We start from the raw sequence: 21,350 nt of genomic DNA, 5'->3' as shown, positions 1-21,350 counted from the left end.
CCGCCGCGAAACATCTGTTACGACAAGGCGAGCGGATTCCGTCTGCTAGACAGAGGATGGGGGCAGCATGGACGCCCGGAACGGTCACGGTCACGAAACGGCCGTCACCGGTGTGGTCGTCAGTCAACCAGCGCGGGAGGAATCGTCTCGTGGTGACATCACCGGAGCTGGACCGGAACATCCGATTGCTGGAGGCGGCCGACGCCGCCCGGCACATCGCCCGGATCTGCTTCAAGACCGGCCCGCCCACCCACACCGGCGTCGAACTGGAATGGACCGTGCACGACGCCGCCGACCCCGCCCTCCCCGTCGACCGGGAACGGCTGCTGGCGGCGCTGGGGCGACACAGCCCCGTCACCATCGACGACTCCAGCCCGGCCGCACCGCTCCGACACGGCAGCGCCGTGACCGTCGAGCCCGGCGGCCAGCTTGAGTTATCCACCCCGCCGCGACCCTCGATCACGGGGCTGATCGAGGCCACCGACGCCGACATCGCCCAGGTCACCGGCCTGCTCCGGGCCGCCGGCCTGGCCCTCGGCCGCACCGGCATCGACCCGTTCCGGGCACCGCGCCCGGTCGTCGACACCCCGCGCTACCGCGCCATGCGCTGCGTGTTCGACCGGTGCGGGCCGGCCGGCCGGACCATGATGTACAGCACCGCAGGCCTCCAGGTCTGCCTCGACGCTGGCGAACCGGCCCAGGTGGCGGCCCGCTGGGCGGCTGCGCACGCGGTCGGCCCGCCCCTGCTCGCCGCGTTCGCCACCGCCGGCCGGCACGCCGGGCGGCGCACCGGCTGGGCGTCCGCCCGGATGGCGGCCTGGCTGGCCATCGACCCCGCCCGCACCCGGCCGGTCTGGTCCCCGGCCCGGCCCGACGCCGACCCGGTGGCGGCCTGGACGGCGTACGCGCTGGCCGCGCCGCTGCTCTGCCTGCGGGACGACGCCACGGACTGGACCCCGCCGCCGGGGGTGACCTTCGGCGACTGGCTCGCCGGTGCGCTGCCCCGCCCGCCCACCACGGACGACCTGGACTACCACCTGAGCACCCTGTTCCCGGTGGTCCGGCCCCGGGGGTACCTGGAGATCCGCTACCTGGACGCCCAGCCGGGGCCGGACTGGCGGCTCCCGCTGGCCGTGCTGGCCGCGCTCTTCGCCGACCCCGGCACGGTGGCCCGCGCCGCGAGCGTCGCCGCCCCGGTGGCCGACCGGTGGGCCGCCGCGGCCCGGCACGGGCTGGCCGACCCCCCGCTGGCGCGCGCCGCCGCCGGCCTGCTCGACCTGGCGCTGGCGGCCCTGCCCCGGCTCGACCTGCCGGCCCCGCTGCACGACGAGACCACCCGCGCACTACTGCGGCGACTGGCCGCCACGGAGAGGGGACCGAGGTGACGACCATCCACGAACTCGGCACGGAGCGGCTGCGCGACCGGATCGCCGCCGAGCTGGAGCGCACCCGGACGCGGACGACCCTGCTCACCGAGGCGGTCGACGACGCCGACCTGATGCGCCAGCACTCGCCGATCATGTCCCCGCTGGTGTGGGACCTCGCCCACGTCGGCAACCAGGAGGAACTCTGGCTGGTCCGGGACGTCGGCGGGCGCGAGCCCGTCCGCCGGGACATCGACGACCTGTACGACGCGTTCAAGCAGCCCCGCAGGGACCGCCCGGCCCTGCCGCTGTTGCCGCCCGCCGAGGCCCGCGCCTACCTCGCCACCGTCCGGGACAAGGTGCACGACCTGCTCGACCGGATGCCGTTCACCGACCGGCCGCTGGTCGCCGACGGGTTCGCCTTCGGCATGATCGTCCAGCACGAGCAGCAGCACGACGAGACCATGCTCGCCACCCACCAGCTCCGCCTCGGCCCCCCGGCGCTGCACGCCCCGCCCCCGCCGGAGCCGCGCGCCCGGGTCGCCGACGAGGTCCTCGTCCCGGCCGGCGAGTTCACCATGGGCACCTCCACCGACCCGTGGGCGCTGGACAACGAACGCCCCGCGCACACCGTCCACCTGCCCGCGTACGTCATCGACGCCGCCCCCGTCAGCAACGGCCGGTACGCCGGGTTCATCGCCGACGGCGGCTACGACGACCCGCGCTGGTGGAGCGAGGCCGGCTGGCGGCACCGCACCGACGCCGGGCTGACCGCGCCGATGCACTGGCGACGCGACGGCGGCCGGTGGGCGTACCAGCGGTTCGGCCGGTGGTCCCCGGTGCGCGCCGACGAGCCGGTGGTGCACGTCTGCTGGCACGAGGCGCAGGCGTACGCCGCGTGGGCCGGCAGGCGGCTGCCCACCGAGGCCGAGTGGGAGAAGGCCGCCCGCTGGGACCCGGTCACCGGCCGGTCCCGCCGCTACCCGTGGGGCGACGAGGACCCGACCGCCGAGCACGCCAACCTCGGGCAGCGGCACCTGTGGCCGGCGCCGGTGGGCGCGTACCCGGCCGGCGCGTCGCCGCTCGGGGTGCACCAGCTCGTCGGCGACGTCTGGGAGTGGACCGCCAGCGCCTTCCGGGGGCACCCCGGGTTCGCCGCGTTCCCCTACCGGGAGTACTCGGAGGTGTTCTTCGGCGAGGACCACCGGGTGCTGCGCGGCGGGTCCTTCGGCACCGACCGGGCCGCCTGCCGGGGGACGTTCCGCAACTGGGACTACCCGATCCGGCGGCAGATCTTCAGCGGCTTCCGCTGCGCCCGCGACGCCCGGCCGGAGGAGTCCCACCGGTGACGCCGTACCCGGCGGCGACCGAGCCCCGACGGAGGTCCGGCGGGGTCGTGGGCCCGTCCGGCGGGGCCGCCTGATGTGTCGGCACCTGGCGTACGTCGGGCCGCCGGTGAGCCTGCGGGCCCTGCTGTACGACCCGCCGCACTCCCTGGTGCGACAGTCCTGGGCGCCCCGGGACATGCGCGGTGGCGGGACGGTCAACGCCGACGGCTTCGGCGTCGGCTGGTACCCGCCCGGCGGCGGCGAGCCGCTGCGCTACCGGCGGGGCACGCCGATCTGGGGCGACGTGACGCTGCCGGAGCTGGCCGCGGCCACCACCAGCGGCGCGGTGCTGGCCGCCGTCCGGTCGGCCACCGTCGGCATGCCGGTGCTCGACACCGCCGCCGCCCCGTTCGCGGAGGGTCCGTGGCTGTTCAGCCACAACGGGGTGGTTCGCGGCTGGCCCGACGCGGTGGCCGGGCTCGCCGGCCGGCTTCCCGTACGCGACCTGCTCACCCTCGACGCGCCGACCGACGCCGCGCTGCTCTGGGCCCTGGTGCGGCACCGGCTGCGCGCCGGGGACGACCCGGCGCGGGCGGTCGCCGACACGGTGACCCGGGTCGCGGCGGCGGCGCCCGGGTCCCGGCTCAACCTGCTGCTCACCGACGGGCGGACCGTCGTGGCCAGCGTCGCCGGCCACGCGCTGTCGCTGCGGCGGACCCCGGGCGCGGTGCTGCTGGCCTCGGAACCGCACGACGACGAGCCCGGCTGGCAGGCGGTGCCGGACGGGCGGCTGGTGGTCGCCACGACCGCCGGGGCCCGGGTCGAGGCCCTGGCCGTCGACCGCCCCGCAGGTGGGGAAACGACTGAGTGACGGAGGAGGAGACCCGATGAGCGTCGAGCCGCTGGAGATCTACCTGGAGGAGCAGGACCTCGGCCGGGGGCTGCGGGAGGACGTACGGACCGGGCTGACCGCGGCACCGAAGTGGCTGCCGCCCAAGTGGTTCTACGACGCCCGGGGCAGCGAGCTGTTCGAGGAGATCACCCGCCTGCCGGAGTACTACCCGACCCGGGCCGAGCGGTCCGTGCTGACCGAGCGGGCCGGCGAGATCGCCGAGCTGACCGGGGCGAAGACCCTGATCGAGCTGGGCTCCGGCTCGTCGGAGAAGACCCGGCTGCTGCTGGACGCCTTCACCCACCATGGCGGGCTGGGCACCTTCGTGCCGCTGGACGTCTCGGTCAGCGCCCTGCGGCAGTCCACCGAGCAGATCGCCGCCGATTACCCCGGGCTGCGGGTACGCGGCATCGTCGGGGACTTCACCCGACATCTCGACCGGCTGCCCGCCGGTGGACGCCGACTGGTGATCTTCCTCGGCGGCACCATCGGCAACCTGCTCCCCGCCGAGCGGGCCGGCTTCCTCGCCGCCATGCGCGCGGCCCTGGAGCCCGGCGACTGGCTGCTCCTCGGCACCGACCTGGTCAAGGACCCTGCGGTGATCGTCCCCGCGTACGACGACGCGGCCGGGGTGACCGCCGAGTTCAACCGCAACGTGCTGCGGGTGGTCAACCGGGAGCTGGGCGCCGACTTCGACCCGGAGGCGTTCACCCACGTCGCGCTCTGGGACCCGGAGCGGGAGTGGGTCGAGATGCGGCTGCGCGCCGAGCGCCCGCAGCGGGTCCGGGTGCTCGATCTGGAGGTGGCGTTCGCGGCGGGGGAGGAGCTGCGCACCGAGGTGTCGGCGAAGTTCCGCCCGGAGCGGATCGCGGCGGAGCTGGCCACCGCCGGCTTCACCGCCGAGGAGTTCTGGACCGACGCCGACGGTCTGTTCGGCGTGACCCTGGCCCGCGCCGACTGAGCCCGCCCCCGCCGGCCCGACGCGGGTGACGCAGTCCACCCGGCGTCGCCCCCTGCCCCGCCGGTCGGCTAGGCTGCCGGGGCGAAGGGGAGTAGCCCTCAATGTCGTGGTCGACATACTGGTGCGTCACGCATCCGGCCACGCGGCCCCACCGTCAGGTGAGGCGGGCGAGACCTTCGACCCAGGCTGTGCACAACGGCCGGGTCGAGGGCGCCCCGACACCCCGGCCCGGCACCATCGGGAAGGGTGTCATGGAAGGTTTCCTCGTCGCGCTGGTCGTCAGCTTCGGCGTCATCTTCGTCGCCGAACTGGGCGACAAGTCCCAGCTCATGGCGCTGACGTTCGCCACGCGGTTCAAGACGGTCCCGGTGCTGATCGGCATCACGATCGCCACCGCCCTCGTCCATCTGGCCTCGGTGGCCATCGGTTACGGGCTGGGTGCCGCCCTGCCCACCGGCTGGATCTCCCTCGTCGCCGGCATCGCGTTCCTCGGCTTCGGCGCGTGGACGCTGCGCGGCGACAAGCTCACCGAGGAGGAGAAGCGCAAGGCCGAGCGGAGCGGCAAGTCCGCCGTCATCGCCGTCGGCGTCGCGTTCTTCCTCGCCGAGCTGGGTGACAAGACGATGCTGGCAACCATCACCCTGGCCACCAAGTACGGCTGGTTCGGCACCTGGCTGGGGTCGACGATCGGCATGGTGGCCGCGGACGCGCTGGCGATCCTCGTCGGCCGGATGCTCGGCCGGCACCTGCCGGAGCGCGCCATCCGGTACGGCGCGGCGGTGCTCTTCGCCATCTGCGGTCTCTGGCTCATCTTCGAGGCCGTCGCCGAGCTCAACTGATCCCGACTACCGCCTGCCGGGGCGGGTAACGGCCCGGGGTGAGGTGGGAGGAATTCCTGCGCCAGGGCGACCAGGTCCTGGTCGCCCTGGTGGAGGTCATCGGCGCGTTGGTGATCTTCGTGGGCGCGTTCTGGGCGGCGCTGCGGTTCGTGGTCGAGGGACTGCGCCACCGCAGCGCCGCCGTCTTCACCCCTATCCGGCTCTCCTTCGGCCGGTTCCTTGTCCTCGGGCTGGAGTTCCAGCTTGCCGCCGACATCCTGCGCACCGCCGTGTCGCCGACCTTCGGCCAGATCGGCCAGCTCGCGGCCATCGCCACCATCCGGACCGCGCTGAACTTCTTCCTGCGTCGTGAGATAGCCCAGGAGCAGCGACAGGTGACCCTGGATCGATGACCGCGCCACGCCCGCCAGGTCGAGCCGGTGTCGGGTCGACAAATCCGTAGCGCGCTGCGCCGAAGACGATCACGGCCTACCGTGGGCCACGGGAGACAAACCGGAATAAATCGGGAGGATGACGGTATGAGCCGGCACGACGAGCCCAACGAGTACGGTTTCGCCGGTGGCGCCACCGCGCCCCAGCCGCAACCCGGCGGGCGGCCCGACGAGCAGGACCTTGCCGAGGAGGTGGCCGTCCCGGGCGACGACCTCACCGAGCCGTTCAACGAGGCGATCAGCGACGAGACCGAGCAGTCCGAGGAGGACGAGCCGGCCGATCGCCGACGCTGAGTCCACGGTGGGGGCGACGGCAGCCGGCCGCCCCCACCGCCGTACCCGGGGAGCGGGCCCGCCGCGGTCGCGAGGGCCGCCGCCGCCCGCCCACGGGCCCCTCGCGTCGGTTGTCCGCCGCGTCGCACGTCACTTCCCGGGTCCCGGGGCAGTTGTTCCGAACGCATTCGGCGATGCGGTGCGGCCATTAATGGTGATATCTGGCTGAGTGAACCGTTTGCGGCGTTTTGACCGCTTACATCCTCTACAGTCGGTGGAACCGAATGCGCTGGGTGGGGGGTGTCGGAGCCGGTGACCGCCCCGTGACTGCTGAGGAGCTCTTGTGCTTGACAAGTCGACCGCACGGACCGGACGGGGGCTTCCCGGCTGATGGACGTTCGTGATTACCTCCGGGCCGTCCGACGCAGCTGGTGGCTGGTCCTGCTCGCCGTCATGGTGGGCCTCGGCGTGGCCGCTCTGGTCACGGTCCAGACGAAGCCCCGGTACGTCGCCTCGGTGACCTACTTCGTCACCGTCCCCAATCAGGGGGTCAGCGAGGCGTACCAGGGCGGCATCTTCATGCAGCAGCGCGTCAAGTCGTACGCCGACCTGCTGAAGAGTGACCGGCTGGCGCAGAGCGTCGTGGCGAAGAACCCGCTCGGGCTCACGGCGGAGGAGGTGCAGGCCAGGATCGGCGCCAGCACCGTCCCCGACACCGTCCTGTTGCGCGGCACGGTCACCGACACCGACGCGACGCGGGCGCTGCGGCTGACCGAGGCGGTCTCCGCCCAGTTCGTCGAGCTGGTCAAGGCGGTGGAGACCCCCCCCGAGGGGCGGACCGCCCCGATCAAGGTGGAGGTGATCAGCGGACCCAGGGTCAGCTCCGTGCCGGTGTCGCCCAAGCCGCCGTTCAACCTTTCCGTCGGCGGGCTCGCCGGCCTGCTCGTCGGCATCGGACTGGCCGTGCTCCGGACCCGGTTCGACAACCGGCTGCGGGACGCGGTCGGCCTCCAGCGCGCCACCGGCAGCCCGCTGCTCGGTGAGATCCCGTTCGACCCCGCCGCACGCACCGCGCCGCTGATCGTCGGGGACGCGGCCAGCTCGCCGCGCGCCGAGGCGGTCCGCAAGCTGCGGACGAACCTGCGCTTCGTCGACGTCCACGAACCGGCGCGCGTCATCGCCGTGACCAGCGCGTTGCAGGGGGAGGGCAAGACCACCCTCTCCTGCAACCTGGCCATCGCGCTCGCCGAGGCCGGCTGGCGGGTCGCGCTGGTCGACGCCGACCTGCGCCGGCCGAAGGTGGCCGAGTACCTGAACCTGGAGGCGAGCGTCGGGCTGACCGACGTCCTGCTGGGCGACGTCAGCGTGGGGGACGTGGTGCAGCGGTGGGGCGACAAGTCCCTGCTGGTGCTGCCCGCCGGGTCGGTCCCGCCCAACCCCAGCGAGCTGCTCGGCTCCAAGGCGATGGCGGACCTGCTGCTGGTGCTGCGGGAGTCGGCGGACATCGTCGTCATCGACACCGCCCCGCTGAGGACCGTCACCGACGGCGTCGTCGTGGCCGTCCAGGCCGACGGGGCGCTGATGGTCAGCCGGTACGGGCGCACCGACCGCGGCCAGATCGCCGCCGCCGCGCAGGCGCTCCAGTCGGTCTCCGTCCGGATGCTCGGCTGCGTGCTCAACATGGCCAAGCTCGGCCGCGCCGAGACCGACCAGTACGAGAGCTACCGGATCGACGTACCCCCCGCGCCCGCCGCCGCCCCGGCCGAGCGGATGGGCCCCCCGGCGACCGCCACCAGCAGCGGGTTCTTCGGTCAGGAACGGGCCGCCGACCCGACGCAGGAACTCACCCGGCTGCGTCGATGAGCGCCGCGACCGGTGTCAACGACCGCTCGATCTCCTGCGCGCAGCGCCGGAAGTCCGCGGGCGTGCCACCGATCGGGTCGCCGAGGTCGTCCTCGGCCGTGCTGGTCGGCTGCAACCGTCCCCGGGCCTGGGCCGCCGCCCGCGCCGCCGCGCGCAGCGGCCCGGCGTCCGTGGTGTCCGGCGCGTCGGCCAGCCCGGCGAGCCGGCCGAACTGGCGCAGGGTGAAGGTGCGGTGCAGCGCGGCGGGAGCCAGCGACACGCAGGCCGCCCGTTGGCGACGGGTCGCGGTCAGCACCAGCGCGGCGTCGGCGAGCTGGCCGGCCGTCAGCGCCCGGCTGCGGAACGCCGCCGGGTCCCGGCCGGTCCCGGCGGCCACCTGCGCCGCGTACGGATGCATCGGCCGGCCGTCGACGGCGGCCGTGCCGGCGCTGGCCACCTCGACCGGCAGCTTCGCCAGCAGCCAGCCCGCCAGGTACTCGGCCATCGGCGAGCGGCACAGGTTGGCGTGGCAGACGAACAGGATCCGGTCGGCCATCGGAGACTCTCCCAGCGGTCTGGGCGCGCGGCGGCCTGGCACCGTGCCGGCGCCGGTGGGCAGCGCGCTGCCGGCATCGTATGCAGGTGTCGCCACGCAGGGTGGCTGCGCCGCGCCGGAAGGTGACCTCCGGGGTGGGGGTGTCCGGTGAGGATCGGCATCCTGGCGTACCACTTCCCGCCGGAGCCGGCGTTCATTTCCGGCAGCCTCGCCGAAGGGCTGGCGGCCCGCGGCCACGAGGTCCGCGTGCTGACCGGCTTTCCCGACTACCCGGGCGGCCACGCCTATCCGGGCTGGCGGCAACGGTGGCGCTACGAGAGCCGCAGCGAGCGGCTGACCGTGCGTCGGGTGCCGCGGTGGACCGGCGGGGACGCCTCCGTCCGCGCCCGGATGGCGAGCTGGCTGTCCTTCGCCGCCAGCGCCGGGACGATCGGCCGGGGGCAACTCGCCGGCGTCGACGCCCTGTACGTCCACCAGCTGCCGCCGACGACCTTCGCCGCGCTCGGGCTGCTGCGCCTGCTGGGCGCGGTTCCGACGCTGCTGCACGTCCAGGACGTGCACCCGGAGCTGCCCGGGCCGGCGGAGGCGGCACGGCCCTGGGCGGGCCGGATCGCCGCCGCCACCCGGCGGCTCTACCGCTCGGCGGACCTGGTCGCGGTGGCGGCCCCCGCCATGCGTGACCTGGTGGTCGCCGGCGGTGCCGACGCGGACCGGGTGCGGGTGGTGCTCAACTGGACCGACGAGCGACTGTTCCACCCCGCCGAGCCGACCCGGGAGGCCCGCCGGCTGGTCCGGGGCGACGGCCGCTGCGCGGTGATGTACGCCGGCACCATCGGCGCCCGGCAGGGCCTGGAGACGGCGGTCCGGGCCGCCGCCCCGCTGCGCGGCACGATGGACCTGGTCCTGGTCGGCTCGGGCCCCGACGAGGGTCGGGTGCGCGGGCTCGCCGACGAGTTGGGGGCCCGCAACGTCCGGTTCGTCGCGCGTCGGTCACCGCTGGAGATGTCCGACCTGTACGCCGCCGCGGACTACCAGCTGGTGATGCTGCGCGACCTGCCGGAGCTGCGCGGGAGCGTCCCCGGCAAGCTCCAGGCGGCGTTCAGCTCCGCCTCGCCGGTGGTGGCCTCCGCCGGGGGCGACACCGTGGAGATCGTGGAACGGGCCCGGGCCGGGCTGTCCTGCCCGCCCGAGGACTGGGCCACCCTGGCCGACCGGTTCTGGCTGGCCGCCACGATCCCGACGCCGGCCCGGCTGGAGATGGGGCGACGCGGCCGGGAGGCGTACCTGCGCGACATGTCCACGCGCGGCGGGGTGGACCGCGTCGAGGAGCTGCTGTACGAGGTGGCCGCGCTGCGCCGCGGTTCGGACTCGACGGAAGAAAACTCTCGTACGGGACTCGAAAGCTAAAAAAGCGCGATACAGCCACGCGGCCTGCGTCATGCGTGCTAGAAAACGATGAATCGTCATTTCTGTCCGCTTTTCGACGGGAGAAGGTGTGAGCGAAACTGTGCGGCCCCACCGCCGTCGGCGGAGACCCCGACGGCGTACCAGGGCCCGGGTACGCCGCGCCCTGCTCACCGGCCTGATCGTCGGCTCGCTCGTCGCGCTCGGCGGCGGCTGGGTCGGCTTCCGTGGCTGGCAGGCCCGGGCCCACCTGCTCAACGCCGCCGGGCTGGCGCGGCAGCTCAGCACCGAAGTGGTCGGGGGCGACGCCGATCGGGCGCAACGCACCCTCGCCGCGCTCCAGGATCAGGCCGCCGCGGCCCGCGACGCCACCGCCGACCCGGGCTGGTGGGTCGGGCGGCACACCCCGTACGCCGGGGACGACCTCGCCGCGGTCCGCGAGATCGCGGTGGCCGTCGACGAACTCGCCCGGGACGCGTTCCCGGCCCTGCTGCGCACCGACCTGTCCACCCTGCTGCCCGGCAAGGGACGGCTGGACGTCAACCAGCTCCGGGCCGTCTCGGCCCAGCTCGCCGACACCGACGACGTCGTCCGGCGCACCAACGCCCGGCTCGCCGCCGTGCCCACCACCGGACTGGTCGACCAGGTCCGACAGGCCGTGACGGACCTGCGGGCCGAGACCGATCGCCTGGCCGCCCTGACCCGGTCCGCCGACCAGGCCGCCCGCCTGCTGCCGAACCTGCTCGGCGCGGACGAGCCGCGCAGCTACCTGCTGGTGTCGCAGAACCCTGCCGAGCTGCGGGCCACCGGCGGCATGTTCGGCGCGTACGCGGTGATCAAGGCCGAGGACGGCCGGCTCCGGATGGGCGCACAGGACGCGGCCAGCAGCCTGGGCCGCTTCGACCTGTCCGCGAAGCTGAGCACCGAGGTCCGCAACCTCTACACCGATCTGGTCGGCACCTACCCGGCGGACGTCAACCTGACCCCGCACTTCCCGACCGCTGCGGCGCTCTTCCGGGAGATGTACCGCAAGCGCAGCGGCACCACGGTCGACGGGGTGCTCGCGGTCGACCCGGTGGTGTTGTCGTACCTGCTCAAGGCCACCGGGCCGGTGCCCGTGCCGGGCAACGCCACGCTGGTCAGCGACAAGGTGGTGCACACCCTGCTCTCCGACTCGTACCAGCGGCTGGACCTGGCCCGGCAGGACGAGTTCTTCGCGGCCTCCGCTGCGGCGGTGTTCAACACCTTCTTCACCCGGGAGGTCGACCCCCGGGCGTTGCTGTCCGCACTGGACCGCGCCATCGTCGAGCGGCGGATCCTGTTCTGGAGCGCCCACCCGGCCGAGCAGCGGGTCATCGCCGGCAGCCGGTTGGGTGGGGCGCTGCCCGAGCAGGAGAACGTTCCCACCGTCGGCGTGTTCCTCAACGACGGCAGCGGCGCGAAGCTCGGCTACTACCTGCGGCCGTCGGCGACCCTGACCGTGGGGCAGTGCCGCCCCGACGGCCGGCGGCAGCTACGGCTGAGCTTCACGCTCCACTCGACCGCGCCCCCCGGCGGGCTGTCCCCCTCGGTCCTCGGCCTCGGCCTGGCCGGAAATCCCTACACCGCCCGCACCCTGGTCTCCGTCTACAGCCCGGCCGGCGGCGCGGTGCTAGCCAGCCGGCTCGACGGAGCCGACCTGCGGGTCGGCAGCGGCCTCGAACGGCGGCGACAGGTCGTCATCGCCAACGTCGAGGTACGCCCCGGCACCACCCGGACCCTCGATGTCGACGTGCTGACCGGCAGGACCGACAGCGGAGACGCCGACCTCTGGCTCACCCCGACCGCCACCCCATGGACCACCCAAGTTGAGTCCGCACCACACTGCGAACAGTAGGAGGGAACCAATCATGCGGCTATCCCGCATCATCATGGCGCTCACGGTCGGCCTTGCCGTCGTGGCGGCGCCGACCGCGGCGGGGGCGGCGCAGCCGCAGCCGACACCGTCGCCGTCCGGCCCACAACAGCCGCCGCAGTACCCGCCGCAGCCCCCGGCGCTGACGGTCAACCCGTCGACGATCGTCCTCGGTCAGACCGTCACCCTGACCGGTGCCGGGTTCGAGCCGATCGAGTCCGTCGAGCACGTTGTGTCGACGACGCCACTCGCCGCCGGCCTGCCCGGTCAGGCGCCGGCCCGCCGCAGCGACGGCAGCACCGTCGCGATGGCTCCGGTGGCCTACCAGGCGGCGGCGCCGTTGCAGTTCACGGTGCAGGCCGACGCGGCGGGTAAATTCTCCGTTCGCTACACGCCGAGTGTCACCGGGCGGCTCACGTTCACGGCCACCGGCCTCGCCACGGGCAGGACTGCCACCGCGGCCCTGACCGTGCTCGTACGCCACGAGCCGACACCCACGCCGACCCGCAAGCCGCACGGAGGGCTGCCCGTGACCGGTGACAGCATCGGCACGCCGCTGGCCGTCGGTGGTGGGCTGGTCGGTGTCGGCGTGGTGCTGACGCTCGCCGGGCTGGCCTGGCGTCGTCGCAACCGCTTCGGCACGGGGTCGACGCGCTGACCGCTCTGAGCCGGGCAGTGCCCGAGCTATCGCGTGACGGTGCCCGCCGGGTTGTTCACCGGCGGGCACCGTCACGCGCGTTGCCGGCGGGGGCCTTCGACGTGGGTCGGGGCGGTCAGCGGTGAGTGGCGGCCCGGCGGCTGCGGTGGATGTCGATCAGGGCTGCGATCAGGGCGAACGCGATGATGCCGGCGGCCAGCAGCACCGAGTGCCGGAACGCCGTCGACCAGTTTCCGCCGCTGTCCGCCAGGGACGAGAAGAAGACCGCACCGACGGCGGCGATGCCGGCGGCGGAGCCGATCCGCTGACCGGTCTGGAGCATCCCCGCGCCGCTGCCCGCCTGCTCCACCGGCACCTGGGACAGGGTGAGGGTCTGGTTCGGGGCGATGACCAGGCCGCTGCCCAGCCCGGCGATCAGCAGCGGCACCGCCGTGAGCAGGGGCACCGAGCCGTGCGGGTCGCCGCGCAGCACGAACACCACCGCGCCGAGGCCGAGCACCACGGCGAGCAGGCCCACGGCGACCAGCGGGCGGCCGTACCGGTTGACGATCCGCCCGCCGAGCACGGACGCGGCGGCCGAGCCGAGGGCGAACGGCGTGATGGCCAGGCCGGCGATCAGCGCGCTGTAGCCGAGGCCGTTCTGGAGATACAGGGTGAAGATGAAGAAGATCGCGGTGAAGCCGGCGAAGTAGACCAGCGCGATCAGGGACCCGAGGGTGTACGAGCGGAACCTGAACAGTCGCAGGTCGAACAGCGGCGTCTCGTGCCGGGCGTACCACCGCTCCCAGAGGCCGAAGCCGGCGAGCGTGATCAGGCCGGCGGGAACCAGCGCCCACTTCCACGGGCCGTGCCACTGTTCCCGCTGCACCAGCGGCAGCAGCAGGAGCAGCACGCCGGCGGCCAGCAGCAGCACCCCGACCGGGTCGAGCCGGTGGCGGGACACGCCGCCGGACGGGCGGGCGGGCAACAGCCGCCAGCCGAGCAGCACCGCGACGATCCCCACCGGAACGTTGACGAAGAAGACCCACCGCCAGCCGTGCTCTTCGCCGCCCGCCTGGATCAGCAGCCCGCCGAGCAGCGGGCCGACCGCGGTGGAGATGCCGATCGTGGCACCGAGCAGGCCGAAAGGCCGGGCGCGTTCCGGGCCCCGGAACAACTGCTGGATCAGGCCGGTGACCTGCGGGTTGACGATTCCGGCGGCGGCGCCCTGCAGCAGCCGGGCGGCGATCAGCCACTCGGGCGAGCTGGCCAGCCCGGCCAGGGCGCTGGTCAGCGTGAACAGGGCGATCCCCAGGACGAACGCGTTGCGGCGGCCCCGGGCGTCGCCGAACCGTCCGGCCGGCACCAGCACCAGGCCGAAGGTGAGCGCGTACCCGGACAGGACCCATTGCAGGTCGCTCGGGGTCGCGCCGAGCGCCCGGTCGATGGACGGCACGGCGACGTTGACGATGCTCACGTCGAGCAGCGTCATGAAGGCGGCGACCAGGCCGACCCCGAGGGCCTGCCAGCGCCGTCGGTTGTCGACGTCGTCGGCCCCGCCGGCAGTATCCGTCGATCGGCCCGGTCGGTCCGGCCGTCCTGGGCTCATGGCGATGCCCTCCGTCGGCCGTCGATCACGTCTCAATGATCGCTACCCGGGCCCACGAGGGGCAAGCCGGGGCTTTCCGCCGGTTCACGCCATCTGGCGGGCACACCAGCGCGGGCCGAAGTCCAGCCCCGCCATCGGTGAATCCTCCCGGTGCAGGAGGTTCTTCTCGGTCAGCATGTGTAGCGGCCCGTGGATCTCGTCCTGGGCCAACCCCGACTCCTGCGCGATCATGTCGGGATAGGGAACCTGCCCACGGGCCTCCAGCGCGGCCACCGCCTGGTAGACCCGCTTCTCGACGTCCGACAGCCGTACCTCCTGCATGACTTCCTCCTCGGCGTGGCCGCCCGGCTGCGGGCGGGGACTGCGCCGCGCGGTTACCCGCCACCCCGCCGTTGATGCCAGCCCGATCGAGCGGTTCCCGCCGTCCCGTACCTCGCTGCGCCGCCCGGCCTTCCGACCGGCCGTGCCCTAGGCTGCATCCGTGATCATCTGGGACCTCGCTGTCGTCGGTGGCGGCCCCGCCGGGCTCTCCGCCGCCCACGCCGCGGCCCGCGCCGGCCTGAGTACCCTGGTCGTCGAGCGGGCCGCGCACCCCCGGTACAAGACCTGCGGTGGCGGCCTGATCGGCACCTCCCTCGCGGCGGTCGGCGACCGGATCGACGTGCCGGCGCACGACCGGGTGGACCGGGTGACGTTCACCCGGGACGGGCGGCGCGAGTTCACCCGCCGGCACGCCGACGGCCCACTGGTGGCGATGGTGCGCCGCGACGAGTTCGACGACCGGCTGCGCGCCGCGGCGGTGGCCGCCGGGGCCGAGGTGCGCGAGCGGGTCGCCGTCCGCGCCCTGGAGCAGGACCCCGACGAGGTACGCCTGCGGCTCGCCGACGGCGACACCGTGCGCGCCCGTGCGGTGATCGGCGCGGACGGCTCCTCCGGGGTGACCGCCCGGCACGTCGGCGTCCGGTACCGGCAGGTCGACCTGGGGTTGGAGCTGGAACTGCCGGTGCCCGAGGAGGAGCAGCGCCGGTGGCGCGGCCGGCTGCTGCTGGACTGGGGGACGATCCCCGGCTCGTACGCGTGGGTGTTCCCGAAGGGCGACCGGCTCACGGTGGGGGTGATCGCCGGCCGGGGCGAGGGGGAGCGGACCCGGGAGTACCTGCGCGACTTCGTCGACCGGCTGGGCCTGTCCGGGGTGAACCCGGAACACGACTCCGGGCACCTGACCCGCTGCCGCGCCGATGACTCGCCGCTGCGCCACGGCCGGGTGCTGGTGACCGGGGACGCGGCCGGCCTGCTGGAGCCGTGGAGCCGGGAGGGGATCAGCTACGCGCTGCGTTCCGGCGCGCTCGCCGGGGCGGCGGTCGTCGAAGGCGACCTGGACGGCTATTCGCGCGCCGTCGATCGGGACCTGGTCCCGTCGATGCGGGCCGGGCACCGGCTGCTGGAGGTCTTCTCCCACCGGCCGGACGTCTTCCACGCCCTGCTGGCCACCCCGCCCGGGTGGCGGATGTTCGTCCGGTTCTGCCAGGGACGGGCGAGCTTCGACGAGACGCTGAACCGGGCTCCGGTGCGGGCGGCGCTGGCGCTGCTGGACCGGCTCCCGCCGGCCCGCCAGGTCCGTTCGACGCCGGTCGTGTCCCGCTGAGGCGGGCACGCCGACGTGCCCGGAACACCGGCCCTGCTGTTTCCGCGGTGCGAGGCTGCTGTCGGCCGGCAGGGTGTGGGCCAGGTAAGCAGCGCCCGCCCTTGGGTACCCGTTGGCGAAGGCGCGAGGCATGGACACCTGAATGATCGTCAGAAGACCGCGCCCTTATCCGGAATCCCGTCTTGCGAAGACCTTGACGGGGTCTCCGCGCCCCTCACCGAACGACGATGCGGAGCTATGATGTGGCATCAATGGCCCCATTAGCTCTCGTGCCCCAAGGCTGGTGACGTAGTTGCCTGGCAAGAAGTCAGCCACCCGACGACGGCCGGAGATTCGAGACAGCGAGTCGACCTCGCGCGACAAGTGGCTGTGGCGCACGCTCGTGACAGGTGCCATCACCGTGGTCTTCACCGTGGTCGGCACCCTGGGAACCACCGCCGGCCAGGAGTGGCTCGGCCTCGGTGGGGACAAGCCGACGCCGCCGCCTGCTCCTGCTGGCGATCCGATCAAAATCAACAAGATCACCCTCGTGCCCAGGGAGAACGACAACACCTGGGTGTTTCCCGGTGTGGTCAGCGCGCAGACCCTCGGGCAGATCAATGACGAGTTCCGAGCGTACGAGAAGAGCAGCCATGACATCATGCGCTCGCACGGAGGCGTCGAAGCTGGCGTCTCCACGGTAGAGCTGGAACTCGAGGGCAATCGCGTGAAGGACGTGCGGCTGACCAATATCGCCATCCGCCCGAACTGCCGTGAGCCGCTGACGGGCGCGATCTTCGACAACCCACCGGAGGGATCTGCGGAAACCGTCCAGATCGGTTACGATCTCGACCGCGATCCCGTTTTCGCACAGGAGTCCAAGACGAACGACGGTGATCTGCGGCCGCAGTTGACCGGCAACTATTTTGCCGACCGAAAATACGTGCTGAAGCTGGGTGAGCAGGCCACTTTTCGCCTTTCCGCCGTGACCGGCAGACGATACTGCGAATACGCCTTCGAGCTGGAGTACCTTGCCGACGGCAAACCCGAGTCGATGACCGTCGACAACCAGGGCAAGCCGTTCCGGGTAACGGCCCTGGTCGTCCAGGGCGGCCACCTCGACTGCTCCGCCTACCGACAAGTACACCAACCTTCAGAACGAGGTTGGACCAAGGTGTCAACTTCCTCCTCGTGCGGCGGGTGAGCGAACATGAGGCGCACCTCTCTGGCTGGGCTCAGCTGCGTGGCGGCAGTCCTTCTCGCCACGAGCACGGCCTGTTCGGCAGGTAAGACCCCGAGCGGGGCCGCGAACTCGCCAACTGCCCAGGCACCGAAGGACTTTCGAGTCACCCTGCTGTCGGAGCAGACGAACATCGCCCACGGTGTCGCCATGAGCAGTAACGGCGAACGCGCCCTTACGAGCTCCGTGGAAGAAATGGCCGATCCTCCGCACGGATCCGTGTCGCTCTGGGACCTGAGCGATCCGCTGCGCCCTCGTGCTTCGGCACTCGTAGCTGATCGCGGGGGCACGGCGCGCGAGGTGGCCCTGAGTGGCGACGGCAGACATGCGGCGACCTTCGACCTGCGGGGAGAGCTGACTCTCTGGGACCTCGCAGACCCTTCGCACCCGTCTCCCCGGAAACTGGCCGCCAAAGGGGTAACGTCACTGGCCTTGAACTACGACGGCCGCTATGCCATCTCCGGCGGCGACGAGGGCGTCCATTTCTGGGACCTTGCCAACCCGACCCAGGTGCGGAAAAAGATGCTCCTGGGTGTGGGCAAATACTCGACCGACTGGTACGAGGTGGCGATAAGTGACGACGCGAAACGCGCTCTGGTCAGCCACCAGTCCGGCAACGGCGATGGCGGCGTGATGGTTTACGACCTGTCGAACCGGGCCGACCCGGAGGGGTATTCGCTGATACGCAATGGCGGGTACTACTCCTCGAACACGGTTGCCCTCAGCGGCGACGGAAACACCGCACTCGTCGGCTACCACCAATGGACCACCTACAAGAATTTCGTCACCTACTGGGACCTGCGCACGTGGGACAAGACCGAACTGAGGCCGATGACCGGGTGGAAGATCGTCCCGGACACCAGCGGCGGCTCCGCGTTGCTGTGGGAGATCGCGCTCGACCACGACGGCAAACGCGCGCTCATCGCTCGACACGAAGTGCCTGCGCCGGAAGTCGAGCCGAACCCCCCACCCTCCGAAGTGCAGTTGTGGGCACTTGACACCCTGACTGGCTTTCCCCGGTTCCCTTCCCCCGGCTGAGCGGTTATCACCGCCGCTCACCTGAGGACACCCCGCGTGGTCGAGGGAGGCACCGGCTCGTGGTGCCTCCCTCGCGCGTTCTTCCCTTCGCCCCTGACGTGCGGGGCGCCGGGTCAGAAGACCGGCACGCCTTCGCGCACCAGCTTCCAGTTCGGCACGTAGAAGTCGGCCGGGTCGATGGTGCCCCGGGCCTGCGCCCAGTCGATGAGGAGCTGGCGGATCTCCTGCTGCGCGTTGTAGACCTGGGTCTTCACGATGCCGGGGAAGTTGCCGCCGCCGCTGCGCCGGTAGTTGTTCACCGCGACCACGAACTGCGCATCGGCGGCGACGGGGGTGTCGGTGCCGGGCAGGGCCAGGCGGGTGATCCGCTGGCCGACCGGCCTGCTGATGTCGATGTCGTAGTCCAGCCCGGAGAAGACGTCGTAGTTGTAGTCCGGGACGGCCGGGTCGCTGATCGTCGCCGGGTCGACCGGTGCGCCGACCGCGAGGGTGGTGAAGTACTTCGCCGAGTACTCCAGGTAGGCCCGCACCTCGGCGCCGGTGAGCACCACGGCCTCGAGGGTGTTGTCGAAGACGTACAGTCCGGCCACGTCGCGGATGCGCACGTCACCGGCGGGGAAGACGGCGGTGCGGCTGAACGGCGCCGCGATCGACAGCACGGGCAGCCCCGCGTACGCGGTGCCGGCCATGGCCGCCGTGACGACCTCGGTCTGGACGTGGTTGATGAAGTCCAGGATCGGGGTGTCCTGGTACCGCGACGCGGCGGCCGACAACTCCACGGTCGACTGGGCGACCACCGTGTTGACGTACGCGATGGTCTTGCTGTGCTGGCCGCGCACGGCCGCGAGCACCGCCGGGTCCTCGACCACCGTGTTGGTGTTCAGCATGGTGGCGCGCTTGGTGGTCACCTTCCAGCAGCCCCGCACCCGGGTGAGGGTGAAGTCCATCCGGGTCAGCCGCTGGCCCCACTTGGACGGCTCGGAGAGCAGCACCTGGGCACCGGTTTTCGCGTTCGTCACGAACTTCTCGACGACCTCGTTGTGCGCGTGGCCGAACAGGATCGCGTCGATGCCGGGGACCCGCTCGGCGATCATCGTGCACGGGTTCTCGTTCGGCAGCTCCGGGCCGTAGCTGGAGGTGCCGCTGTCGCCGCCGTGCGCGGAGACGATGACGACATCGGCGCCGCGCGCCCGCATGACCGGCACCCACCTGGCGGCGGTCTCCACCATGTCGGCGAAGATCAGCTTGCCCTCGACGTTGGACTTGTCCCAGATCGCCACGCCCGGGTTGGTCAGGCCGAGGATGCCGACCTTCAGCTTCGGCGCGCCGTGCCCGCCGAGCCGAACCTCCTTGATCACGTACGGCAGGTACGCCGGCTTGCCGGTCGCCTCGTTGACCGCGTTCGCGGCGAGGGCCGGGAACCCGAGCTGCTTGATCCACTTGGCGAGCAGGGGCAGGCCGTAGTTGAACTCGTGGTTGCCCAGCGTCACCGCGTCGTACTTCAGGATGTTCATCGCGTTGGCCATCGGGTGCGTCGCACCGGTGCTGGTGATCGGCTCCTGCTTGGCGTAGTACGTGGCCAGCGGCGTGCCCTGGATGGTGTCGCCGGAGTCGAGGACCAGGGTGGCTTTGCCCCGCCGCTCGGCCCGGATCTGGTTGACCAGGGTGGCCAGCTTCGCGACGCCGACGTCGTTGTGCTTGCTGTCGTCGTACTCGGCGTCGGAGTAGTAGTCCCAGTTGTACACGTTGCCGTGGGTGTCCGAGGTGCCCAGGATCGTCAGGTCCCAGGTCTTCGGGCCCTTGGGCCCGGCCGCCTGCGCGGGCACGCCCGCGATCAGGGGAGCGGTCGCGGCTGCGGCGGCGACGGCCAGCACCTGGCGGCGCGACGCGCCGGAGGAGGAGGTCATGGGGTGCCTTTCCAAGGGGGTGGGCGCGCCTCACCGGCGCCGTTGCGCACCCTAACGAGCCGACGGCCCGTACCCGGTCCCGGGGCCGTCAGCGGGGCCAGGCGGCCAGCCGGGCCCGCAGCCGCGCGACCTGCGCCGCGTCCAGGCCGTACCGGGCGAAGCGCCGGTCGGGCAGGCGGTCCAGGTAGCGGCCGGCGGCCCGGACGTCCTCCGGTTCCAGCGCCGGGTCGAGCTGCCGGGCCAGGCCGAGCAGCTCCGCGACCGAATAGTGGTCGAGGGCGGCCCCCACGTCGATGAAGTCCCGGACCTCCCGCCGGTTGACCAGCGCCGCCGTCTTGTTGGCCACCAGGTCGCGGATGTCCATCACCGGCCCGAGGTCCATCACCACCGGGCTGCGGTACCGGTCGAGCCGGGCCAGGCTCAGCCGGATCTGCCGGGTTCCCCGGCTCACCACGAAGTCCTTCATGTCCTGGTCGAACCCGGCGAACAGCTCGGCCAGGTCACTGTCCGGGTCCGCGTCGGTCACGCCGAAGCCGGCGCGCTCCAGGGCGGTACGCACGCCGGCCGCCGCCGCAGCGGCTGCTCCCTCGACGTCGGCGAAGAGGTCCACGTCCTCGGTGGGGCGGGAGAACAGCCCGTGCGCTGCCCAGGCGACGCCGCCACCGAGCACGAACCGGTGCCGGCCGGCGACCGACAGGGCCACCCGGGCGACCTCGCGGTAGAACTCGTCCGGCGGTGCGGCGTCGTTCACGCCGTGCGGAGGGCCCGGTCGTCCCGCAGGGCCCGGTGGCGGTGCTCCCACGCCGCGCGGACCCCACGGGGAAGGTTGAGCATGGGCCATACCTGGCGCAGCAGGTGACCGTTGACCAGCTTCCGCAGGTCGTCCGCGTGGGTGGTCTCGCGCAACACGTTCTCGTACATCCAGAGCAGGTCGTCCGGGTCGCCGAGGTCGAAGGTGCGGTGGGTGTTCCACATCAGGCGTACGGGCAGCTCGACGATCCCCCACGTGGGGCCGGTCAGCTCGGCCAGGGTGGGGGTGACGACGGCCGGGCGGCCCGGGCGGGCCAGGAAGGCCACGCCGGCCGAGGTGGGGGAGGCAACGCCCTGCATGGTGTCAGGGTAACGCCTGGTCCGGCTGTCGCGGCGCTCGTGCCGTCCACCCGTTTTCGTCGGTACGCACCCGGCCGGCCCCCGTGTCGGGGACCTGGAGTCGATCGTGCTGTCCGGTGCCTGCCCGTGGCGGACGTCTGGGGCGGATGTCCGGTTCGTGGTGACCGGGGGCACCCGGTCGGCGGAACATCGGCCGGCCCGGGGTCGTTACACCTGGCAGACGATCGAGTAGCGCACACCGCTACTGAACCGCCCGTGACCCCGTCAGGGAATGTGGGTCGGTGGCCGGTCGTTACACATGGTCCCGGCGCCACCAGCACCCCCCGGTGCGGTGAGCAGCCGGATGATTTTCCCCCTTTTTGATCTTTTGGGCGCCTCGACGTGGTGCTCACACCCCCGCC

20 protein-coding genes are annotated in these 21,350 nt (G+C 72.6%); 14 read left to right on the top strand and 6 right to left on the bottom strand.

Going from position 1 to position 21,350, the window contains the following annotated elements:
* Positions 1 to 149 precede the first annotated feature (149 nt).
* From egtA to GVV04_RS01460, 8 genes are all read left to right on the top strand, one after another.
* Entirely contained in the window at positions 150 to 1,385 is a 1,236-nt protein-coding gene (egtA, locus tag GVV04_RS01495) for an ergothioneine biosynthesis glutamate--cysteine ligase EgtA (RefSeq protein ID WP_161683920.1), read from the top strand.
* Positions 1,382 to 2,713, top strand: a complete 1,332-nt coding sequence (egtB, locus tag GVV04_RS01490; protein ID WP_161683919.1) for an ergothioneine biosynthesis protein EgtB — start codon at positions 1,382 to 1,384, stop codon at positions 2,711 to 2,713. Before egtA ends, egtB begins: the two co-directional genes overlap by 4 nt.
* Before the next feature lie 73 nt (positions 2,714 to 2,786).
* Complete coding sequence (gene egtC / locus GVV04_RS01485) at positions 2,787 to 3,563, top strand: ergothioneine biosynthesis protein EgtC (protein WP_161683918.1); 777 nt, start codon at positions 2,787 to 2,789, stop codon at positions 3,561 to 3,563.
* A 16-nt stretch (positions 3,564 to 3,579) separates the two neighbouring features.
* Positions 3,580 to 4,545: an L-histidine N(alpha)-methyltransferase gene (gene egtD, locus GVV04_RS01480; protein WP_161683917.1), complete on the top strand. Its 966-nt coding sequence runs from the start codon at positions 3,580 to 3,582 to the stop codon at positions 4,543 to 4,545.
* 251 nt (positions 4,546 to 4,796) lie between these two features.
* On the top strand, positions 4,797 to 5,384 hold the full coding sequence (locus GVV04_RS01475) for a TMEM165/GDT1 family protein (protein WP_161683916.1): 588 nt from the start codon (positions 4,797 to 4,799) through the stop codon (positions 5,382 to 5,384).
* A 38-nt stretch (positions 5,385 to 5,422) separates the two neighbouring features.
* On the top strand, positions 5,423 to 5,776 hold the full coding sequence (locus tag GVV04_RS01470) for a DUF1622 domain-containing protein (protein ID WP_161683915.1): 354 nt from the start codon (positions 5,423 to 5,425) through the stop codon (positions 5,774 to 5,776).
* 126 nt (positions 5,777 to 5,902) lie between these two features.
* Positions 5,903 to 6,109, top strand: coding sequence for a hypothetical protein (locus GVV04_RS01465; protein WP_161683914.1), 207 nt, complete (start codon positions 5,903 to 5,905; stop codon positions 6,107 to 6,109).
* A 369-nt stretch (positions 6,110 to 6,478) separates the two neighbouring features.
* Complete coding sequence (locus GVV04_RS01460) at positions 6,479 to 7,951, top strand: polysaccharide biosynthesis tyrosine autokinase (protein WP_161683913.1); 1,473 nt, start codon at positions 6,479 to 6,481, stop codon at positions 7,949 to 7,951.
* Here the strand turns inward: GVV04_RS01460 and GVV04_RS01455 are convergent.
* Positions 7,932 to 8,486, bottom strand: a complete 555-nt coding sequence (locus GVV04_RS01455) for an arsenate reductase/protein-tyrosine-phosphatase family protein (protein WP_161683912.1) — start codon at positions 8,484 to 8,486, stop codon at positions 7,932 to 7,934. The genes GVV04_RS01460 and GVV04_RS01455 overlap by 20 nt on opposite strands.
* Before the next feature lie 147 nt (positions 8,487 to 8,633).
* Here GVV04_RS01455 and GVV04_RS01450 point away from each other — a divergent pair, with 147 nt between their 5' ends.
* The 3 genes from GVV04_RS01450 to GVV04_RS01440 all read left to right on the top strand — a co-directional run bounded on the left by GVV04_RS01450 (position 8,634) and on the right by GVV04_RS01440 (position 12,442).
* The gene (locus GVV04_RS01450) at positions 8,634 to 9,893 is read left to right on the top strand and encodes a glycosyltransferase family 4 protein (RefSeq protein WP_161683911.1); all 1,260 of its coding nucleotides are present in this window, start codon (positions 8,634 to 8,636) and stop codon (positions 9,891 to 9,893) included.
* Positions 9,894 to 9,981: 88 nt separating this feature from the next.
* Positions 9,982 to 11,766 carry a DUF4012 domain-containing protein gene (locus GVV04_RS01445; protein WP_161683910.1) on the top strand — a complete coding sequence of 595 codons (1,785 nt, stop codon included), beginning with the start codon at positions 9,982 to 9,984 and terminating at the stop codon, positions 11,764 to 11,766.
* Positions 11,767 to 11,779: 13 nt separating this feature from the next.
* Positions 11,780 to 12,442 carry a hypothetical protein gene (locus GVV04_RS01440; protein WP_161683909.1) on the top strand — a complete coding sequence of 221 codons (663 nt, stop codon included), beginning with the start codon at positions 11,780 to 11,782 and terminating at the stop codon, positions 12,440 to 12,442.
* A gap of 115 nt (positions 12,443 to 12,557) precedes the next feature.
* Here the strand turns inward: GVV04_RS01440 and GVV04_RS01435 are convergent, their stop codons facing one another.
* Both GVV04_RS01435 and GVV04_RS01430 read right to left on the bottom strand, forming a co-directional pair.
* Positions 12,558 to 14,030, bottom strand: a complete 1,473-nt coding sequence (locus GVV04_RS01435; protein WP_161683908.1) for an MFS transporter — start codon at positions 14,028 to 14,030, stop codon at positions 12,558 to 12,560.
* Between the two features lie 84 nt (positions 14,031 to 14,114).
* Positions 14,115 to 14,351: a hypothetical protein gene (locus GVV04_RS01430; protein ID WP_161683907.1), complete on the bottom strand. Its 237-nt coding sequence runs from the start codon at positions 14,349 to 14,351 to the stop codon at positions 14,115 to 14,117.
* Between the two features lie 160 nt (positions 14,352 to 14,511).
* On the opposite strand from GVV04_RS01430, the gene GVV04_RS01425 reads away from it, so the two are divergent.
* From GVV04_RS01425 to GVV04_RS01415, 3 genes are all read left to right on the top strand, one after another.
* Entirely contained in the window at positions 14,512 to 15,675 is a 1,164-nt protein-coding gene (locus GVV04_RS01425) for a geranylgeranyl reductase family protein (RefSeq protein WP_161683906.1), read from the top strand.
* A 292-nt stretch (positions 15,676 to 15,967) separates the two neighbouring features.
* Positions 15,968 to 16,858, top strand: coding sequence for a hypothetical protein (locus GVV04_RS01420; protein WP_161683905.1), 891 nt, complete (start codon positions 15,968 to 15,970; stop codon positions 16,856 to 16,858).
* 39 nt (positions 16,859 to 16,897) lie between these two features.
* Positions 16,898 to 17,932: an LVIVD repeat-containing protein gene (locus GVV04_RS01415; protein ID WP_161683904.1), complete on the top strand. Its 1,035-nt coding sequence runs from the start codon at positions 16,898 to 16,900 to the stop codon at positions 17,930 to 17,932.
* A gap of 113 nt (positions 17,933 to 18,045) precedes the next feature.
* On the opposite strand, the gene GVV04_RS01410 is transcribed toward GVV04_RS01415, so the two are convergent.
* The 3 genes from GVV04_RS01410 to GVV04_RS01400 all read right to left on the bottom strand — a co-directional run bounded on the left by GVV04_RS01410 (position 18,046) and on the right by GVV04_RS01400 (position 20,949).
* Entirely contained in the window at positions 18,046 to 19,839 is a 1,794-nt protein-coding gene (locus GVV04_RS01410; RefSeq protein WP_161683903.1) for a bifunctional metallophosphatase/5'-nucleotidase, read from the bottom strand.
* An 88-nt stretch (positions 19,840 to 19,927) separates the two neighbouring features.
* On the bottom strand, positions 19,928 to 20,590 hold the full coding sequence (locus GVV04_RS01405) for a nucleotidyl transferase AbiEii/AbiGii toxin family protein (protein ID WP_161683902.1): 663 nt from the start codon (positions 20,588 to 20,590) through the stop codon (positions 19,928 to 19,930).
* Positions 20,587 to 20,949 (bottom strand): hypothetical protein, encoded by a 363-nt coding sequence (locus tag GVV04_RS01400; RefSeq protein ID WP_161683901.1) that lies wholly within the window; start codon positions 20,947 to 20,949, stop codon positions 20,587 to 20,589. Before GVV04_RS01400 ends, GVV04_RS01405 begins: the two co-directional genes overlap by 4 nt.
* Positions 20,950 to 21,350: the final 401 nt, after the last annotated feature.

It is taken from the genome of Micromonospora rubida (genome assembly GCF_009908295.1).
Lineage (GTDB): Bacteria > Actinomycetota > Actinomycetes > Mycobacteriales > Micromonosporaceae > Micromonospora > Micromonospora rubida.
This window is presented reverse-complemented; position numbering and strand designations above follow the sequence as displayed.

Bases quoted from the DNA above. Each gene is read 5' to 3' on its own strand.
- egtC (WP_161683918.1), top strand. From the start codon at position 2,787: ATGTGTCGGCACCTGGCGTACGTCGGGCCGCCGGTGAGCCTGCGGGCC.
- egtD (WP_161683917.1), top strand. From the start codon at position 3,580: ATGAGCGTCGAGCCGCTGGAGATCTACCTGGAGGAGCAGGACCTCGGC.
- GVV04_RS01475 (WP_161683916.1), top strand. From the start codon at position 4,797: ATGGAAGGTTTCCTCGTCGCGCTGGTCGTCAGCTTCGGCGTCATCTTC.
- GVV04_RS01465 (WP_161683914.1), top strand. From the start codon at position 5,903: ATGAGCCGGCACGACGAGCCCAACGAGTACGGTTTCGCCGGTGGCGCC.
- GVV04_RS01460 (WP_161683913.1), top strand. From the start codon at position 6,479: ATGGACGTTCGTGATTACCTCCGGGCCGTCCGACGCAGCTGGTGGCTG.
- GVV04_RS01455 (WP_161683912.1), bottom strand. From the start codon at position 8,486: ATGGCCGACCGGATCCTGTTCGTCTGCCACGCCAACCTGTGCCGCTCG.
- GVV04_RS01440 (WP_161683909.1), top strand. From the start codon at position 11,780: ATGCGGCTATCCCGCATCATCATGGCGCTCACGGTCGGCCTTGCCGTC.
- GVV04_RS01435 (WP_161683908.1), bottom strand. From the start codon at position 14,030: ATGAGCCCAGGACGGCCGGACCGACCGGGCCGATCGACGGATACTGCC.
- GVV04_RS01430 (WP_161683907.1), bottom strand. From the start codon at position 14,351: ATGCAGGAGGTACGGCTGTCGGACGTCGAGAAGCGGGTCTACCAGGCG.
- GVV04_RS01410 (WP_161683903.1), bottom strand. From the start codon at position 19,839: ATGACCTCCTCCTCCGGCGCGTCGCGCCGCCAGGTGCTGGCCGTCGCC.
- GVV04_RS01400 (WP_161683901.1), bottom strand. From the start codon at position 20,949: ATGCAGGGCGTTGCCTCCCCCACCTCGGCCGGCGTGGCCTTCCTGGCC.